The sequence below is a fragment of the Streptomyces sp. NPDC104581 genome (assembly GCF_055583685.1).
This window is the reverse complement of record NZ_JBVJNN010000001.1, coordinates 369,757-375,411: the sequence shown is the minus strand read 5'-3', so window position 1 is coordinate 375,411 and position 5,655 is coordinate 369,757. Positions and strand designations below refer to the sequence as shown.

Below are 5,655 nucleotides of genomic sequence, written 5' to 3'. Positions count from 1 at the left end.
GTACTAATCGCGTCCGGCCCCCCCCGACGTGCCACACCCCTTCTCGTTGACCAACGTGTTCCCCCCCCCCCCGGACGGGGGCGCCCGACCGCCCCCCCGCGGTCGCTACGCGCGTCGCGTGCCCGGCTCCCCGGCACCGCCGCCGCCGGTGCCGCTCCGTGCCCGCGCGCTGAACAGCACCTTCTGGAGCTCGCGGGCCGCGCGCGGCGGCGCGACGTCGCTGCGGTGCGCGAGCGCGATCGTACGGCGCAGCCCCGGCGGCGCCAACGGGGTCACCCGCAGATCGCGCCCCGCCTGCCGCGCCACCATGCTCGGCACCACCGCCACCCCGAGACCGGCGCGCACGAAACCGAGTACGGCGTCCATCTCACCGCCCTCGACGGTGAACACCGGCTCGAAACCCTCGGCCCGGCAGGCGGCCACGGTCAGCTCCCGCAGGTCGTAACCGTGCCGGAACATCACCAGCTGCTCCCTGCGCAGATCGGAGATCCGGACCGGTCTGCGCGGACCCGGCGCCGCCGCCGACGAGACCACGACCAGGTCCTCGTGCAGCAGCTCGACGGTCGTCAGGGCCGGCGACGGGGTCGGCAGCGGCAACACCACCAGGGCCAGGTCCAGCGCGCCGCGCGCCAGTTCGCGTACGAGATCGTGCGAACCGCTCTCCTCGATCAGCAGTTCGATGCCCGGGTGCCGGTCGTGGAACTCGCGCAGCACCTCGGGCAGCAGCCCCGTACAGAGGCTCGGCGGCGCGCCGAGCCGTACCCGGCCGCGCCGCAGTTGGACCAGCTCCTGCACCTCGTGGCGCGCGGTCTCCGCGTCGGCGAGGATCCGACGGGCCGTCGGCAGCAGGGCCTCGCCCGCGTCGGTGAGCGCGACATTGCCCCGCGCCCGGCCGAACAACTCGGCGCCGAGCTCCTTCTCCAGCGCCCTGATCTGCTGGGAGAGCGAGGGCTGGGAGACGTGCACCCGCTCGGCGGCCCTGGTGAAGTGCAGGGTCTCCGCGACGGCGACGAAGTACACGAGCTGCTGGAACTGCATTCGGCCATCCTAGGTCACGATAGGCACAGTCTATGGACATGAGCCGAACCATGTCTTGGACCTCTCAGTGTCCCCGGCCCTACCGTGCGTGTCATGGCACTGGCAACGCGTACGGACAAACGGGCGGACCGGAAGGCGGGCGGCGGACCGGCCGGCGGGCGCCCCGGCAAGCGGCCCTCGACGCTCGGCACCCTCTGGGGCTCCACCGTCGGCAAGAAGGCCGTCATGGCCGTCAGCGGCCTGATCCTGCTCGGCTACCTCGTCGCGCATCTGCTGGGCAACCTGAAGATCTTCTTCGGTCCCGGCGAGTTCAACGCCTACGGACACTGGCTGCGGACCATGGGCGCGCCCGTCCTGCACCACGAATGGGCCCTGTGGATCGTGCGCGTCGTGCTCCTCGCCGCCGTCGTCCTGCACGGCGTCTGCGCCTACCAGCTCAGTCGCCGGGACATCGCCGCCCGCCCCACCGCCTACGTGCACAAGCGCCGCCGCGCCAGCTACGCCACACGCACCATGCGCTGGGGCGGGATCATCCTGGCGCTGTTCATCGTCTGGCACCTGCTGGACCTCACGACGCTCACCGTCAACGAGAACGCCCAGCCGGGCCACCCGTACGAGAACGTCGTCGCCACCTTCTCCACCTGGTACGGCAACGTCATCTACATCACCGCGATGCTCGCCGTCGGCATGCACGTCCGGCACGGCTTCTGGAGCGCCGCACAGACCCTCGGCATGGGCAGCGCCACCCGTGACCGCGTACTGAAGACCATGGCCAACGGCCTCGCGCTGGTGCTGACCGTCGGCTTCATCTCCCTGCCCGTAGGCGTCATGACCGGAGTGGTGAGCTGACATGGACGACCGCCTCCCGCCCACGTACACCGACTACACGACCGGCGCGCCCCTCGCCGACACCAAGGCCCCGGACGGGCCCGTCGCCGAACGCTGGGACACCCGCCGCTTCGAGGCCAGACTGGTCAACCCGGCCAACCGGCGCAAGCACACCGTGATCGTCGTCGGCACCGGACTCGCCGGCGGCGCCGCCGGAGCCACCCTCGCCGAACAGGGCTACCACGTCGTCCAGTTCTGCTACCAGGACTCCCCGCGCCGCGCCCACTCCATCGCCGCCCAGGGCGGCATCAACGCCGCCAAGAACTACCGCAACGACGGCGACTCCATCCACCGCCTCTTCTACGACACCGTCAAGGGCGGCGACTTCCGGGCCCGCGAGTCCAACGTCCACCGGCTCGCCCAGATCTCCGTCGAGATCATCGACCAGTGCGTCGCCCAGGGCGTCCCCTTCGCCCGCGAGTACGGCGGTCTCCTCGACACCCGCTCCTTCGGCGGCGTCCAGGTCTCCCGCACCTTCTACGCCCGGGGCCAGACCGGCCAGCAACTCCTGCTCGGCGCATACCAGGCACTGTCCCGGCAGATCGCCGCCGGTAGTGTCGAGATGCACCCGCGCACCGAGATGCTCGACCTGATCGTCGTCGACGGGCGGGCGCGCGGCATCGTCGCCCGCGACCTGATCTCCGGCAGGATCTCGACCTACTTCGCCGACGCGGTCGTTCTCGCCTCCGGCGGCTACGGCAATGTCTTCTACCTGTCGACCAACGCCAAGAACAGCAACGCCACCGCCGTCTGGCGCGCCCACCGGCGCGGCGCGCACTTCGCCAACCCCTGCTTCACCCAGATCCACCCCACCTGCATCCCGCGCTCCGGCGACCACCAGTCCAAACTCACCCTGATGAGCGAGTCGCTGCGCAACGACGGCCGGATCTGGGTGCCGAAGGCACACGGCGACACCCGCCCGCCCGCCGAGATCCCCGAGGACGAGCGCGACTACTACCTGGAGCGGATCTACCCCTCCTTCGGCAACCTCGTCCCGCGCGACATCGCGTCGCGCGCCGCGAAGAACGTCTGCGACGAGGGCCGCGGCGTCGGCCCCGGCGGCCAGGGCGTCTACCTCGACTTCGCCGACGCGATCCGCCGGCTCGGCCGCAAGGCGGTCGAGGAGAAGTACGGCAACCTCTTCGAGATGTACGAGCGCATCACCGCCGAGGACCCGTACCGGGTGCCGATGCGCATCTACCCGGCGATCCACTACACGATGGGCGGACTCTGGGTCGACTACGACCTCCAGACCACCGTGCCCGGACTGTTCGCGATCGGCGAGGCCAACTTCTCCGACCACGGCGCCAACCGGCTCGGCGCGTCCGCCCTGATGCAGGGCCTCGCCGACGGGTACTTCGTCCTGCCGTCGACCATCAACGACTACCTGGCCCGCAACCCGCACCAGGACGAGATCGGCGACGACCACCCGGCGGTCGCCGATGCCGTCGCCGAGACCGAGGACCGGCTGCGGCTGCTGCTCGCCGTCGACGGCGACCGCACCCCCGACTCCTTCCACCGCGAGATCGGCGAACTCCTCTGGGAGCACTGCGGGATGGCCCGCAGCGAGGCCGGACTGCGCAAGGCACTCGACCGCATCCCGCAGATCCGCGAGGAGTTCTGGCGGCGCATCAAGGTGCCGGGTACCGGCGAGGAGCTCAACCAGGCGCTGGAGAAGGCCAACCGCATCGTCGACTACCTGGAACTCGCCGAGTTGATGTGCCTCGACGCACTGCACCGCGCCGAGTCCTGCGGCGGCCACTTCCGCGAGGAGTCCCAGACCGAGGGCGGCGAGGCGGAACGGAACGACGACGCCTTCTCCTACGCGGCGGCCTGGGAGTTCACCGCCACCGGCACCGCGCCCGTCCTGCACAAGGAAGACCTCGTCTTCGAGTACGTCCACCCCACCCAGCGGAGCTACGCATGAGGCTCACCCTGCGCGTCTGGCGGCAGAGCGCCGCCGACGCCACCGGCGCCATGGTCACGTACGACATCGACGGCATCTCCGAGGACATGTCGTTCCTGGAGATGCTCGACACGCTCAACGAGCGGCTCATCCTGGACGGCGACGACCCGGTCGCCTTCGACCACGACTGCCGCGAGGGCATCTGCGGCGCCTGCGGCGTCGTCATCAACGGCGACGCCCACGGCCCGGAACGCACCACCACCTGCCAGCTCCACATGCGCCACTTCACCGACGGCGACACCATCGACGTCGAGCCGTGGCGGGCCGGGGCGTTCCCCGTCGTCAAGGACCTGGTCGTGGACCGGTCGGCCTTCGACCGGATCATCGGCGCCGGCGGCTACATCAGCGCCCCCACCGGATCGGCCCCCGAGGCCCACGCCACCCCCGTGCCCAAGGCGGACGCCGACTTCGCGTTCGAGCACGCCGAGTGCATCGGCTGCGGCGCGTGCGTGGCCGCGTGCCCCAACGGCTCGGCGATGCTCTTCACCTCGGCCAAGGTCAACCACCTCAACGTGCTGCCCCAGGGCGCGCCGGAGCGCGAGAGCCGTGTGCTGGACATGGTCGCGACCATGGACGAGGAGGGCTTCGGCGGCTGCACCCTGGCGGGCGAGTGCGCGACGGCCTGCCCCAAGGGCATCCCGCTCCCGTCGATCACGGCGATGAACAAGGAGTGGCTGCGGGCGACCCGCAGGGTGGGGCGTTAGGCCGAGTCTTCGAAGGAGCGCCAGCCGCCGCGGGCCGGGCGGGACTTCGAAGACACGACCAGGACCTGTCGAGCCGTTGTCAGACGGCCCGGGTGCTTCCGGGCGGGTGTCCCGAGCCGGGCACGCGTCAACTGCCGCTGCCCGCGCCCAGACCCGCGATCCGCGCCAGGCGCGTGAACGAGTCCAGGAGGGCGTCGCGGTCGTACGTACTGGTCGTCACCAGCACCTCGTCGGCGGCGCTCTCCCTGATCACCGACTCCAGGGCCTCGGCGACCTGTTCCTCGGTGCCCCGGACATGGCCGCGCAGCCCCGACTCGTAGAACTCCCGCTCCTTCGCGGTCATCGTCAGCGACTCGATCCGCTCGGCCGGCGCCAGTGGCGGGAAGGCGCCACGGGTGCGGGAGCGGGCCATCGACCACGCCTCGGGTATCAGCAGCCGGCGCGCCTCGTCCTCGCTCGCGGCGACCGCCACCGTTCCCGCGACGACCACATGCGGCCGGTCCGACCAGACGGACGGGCGGAAGCCTTCCCGGTAGCGCTCCACGGCCCGCAGCATGCGCTCACGGCCGCGCAGGTCGCCCACCACCATGGGCAGACCGACCGCCGCCGCGACGTCCGCGCCCTCCCCCATGGCCAGGACGAACGGCTCGGGTCGCAGGCCCTCGGCGGGCAGGGCGTGGACCTGCGGGAACAGGTCCTGGTCCCCGGTGAACCAGCCGAGCAGTTCCCCGATCCGCCCGGCGAAGTCCCCGGGGTTCTCGACGGCTTCCTTGCCCGCGCCGAGCGCCCGGCGGATCCCGTCCGTGAACCCGACCGAGCGGCCGATGCCCATGTCGATCCGGCCGGGGAACAGCGACTCCAGCACCCCGAACTGCTCGGCCACCACGAGCGGACGGTGGTTGGGCAGCATCACCCCGCCCGTACCGACGCGGATCGTGGAGGTGGGGGGGGGGGGGGGGGGGGCCAAGACCACGGGGGCGGGAACCGCCGCAACCCGCACCGCATTGTGCTCTGAGAACCCGAAACCATGGTTACCTAACACTCCCCACCTCCGCTCGG

General features: G+C 71.3%; 5 protein-coding genes. 3 read left to right on the top strand and 2 right to left on the bottom strand.

Annotated elements, in window-relative coordinates:
- Positions 1–105 precede the first annotated feature (105 nt).
- Complete coding sequence (locus ACZ61E_RS01590; protein ID WP_469696624.1) at positions 106–1,038, bottom strand: LysR family transcriptional regulator; 933 nt, start codon at positions 1,036–1,038, stop codon at positions 106–108.
- Between the two features lie 93 nt (positions 1,039–1,131).
- Here ACZ61E_RS01590 and ACZ61E_RS01585 point away from each other — a divergent pair, with 93 nt between their 5' ends.
- Genes ACZ61E_RS01585 through ACZ61E_RS01575 form a run of 3 tightly spaced genes read left to right on the top strand, consistent with a single transcriptional unit; the run spans position 1,132 to position 4,596 of the window.
- The gene (locus ACZ61E_RS01585; RefSeq protein WP_469696622.1) at positions 1,132–1,887 is read left to right on the top strand and encodes a succinate dehydrogenase cytochrome b subunit; all 756 of its coding nucleotides are present in this window, start codon (positions 1,132–1,134) and stop codon (positions 1,885–1,887) included.
- A 1-nt stretch (position 1,888) separates the two neighbouring features.
- Positions 1,889–3,853 carry a fumarate reductase/succinate dehydrogenase flavoprotein subunit gene (locus ACZ61E_RS01580; RefSeq protein WP_469696620.1) on the top strand — a complete coding sequence of 655 codons (1,965 nt, stop codon included), beginning with the start codon at positions 1,889–1,891 and terminating at the stop codon, positions 3,851–3,853.
- Entirely contained in the window at positions 3,850–4,596 is a 747-nt protein-coding gene (locus ACZ61E_RS01575) for a succinate dehydrogenase/fumarate reductase iron-sulfur subunit (protein ID WP_469696618.1), read from the top strand. The genes ACZ61E_RS01580 and ACZ61E_RS01575 overlap by 4 nt, the downstream gene beginning before the upstream one ends.
- 127 nt (positions 4,597–4,723) lie before the next feature.
- On the opposite strand, the gene ACZ61E_RS01570 is transcribed toward ACZ61E_RS01575, so the two are convergent.
- Positions 4,724–5,655, bottom strand: a 932-nt coding sequence (locus tag ACZ61E_RS01570) for an MsnO8 family LLM class oxidoreductase (RefSeq protein WP_469696617.1), incomplete at its 5' end; no start/stop codon positions are given.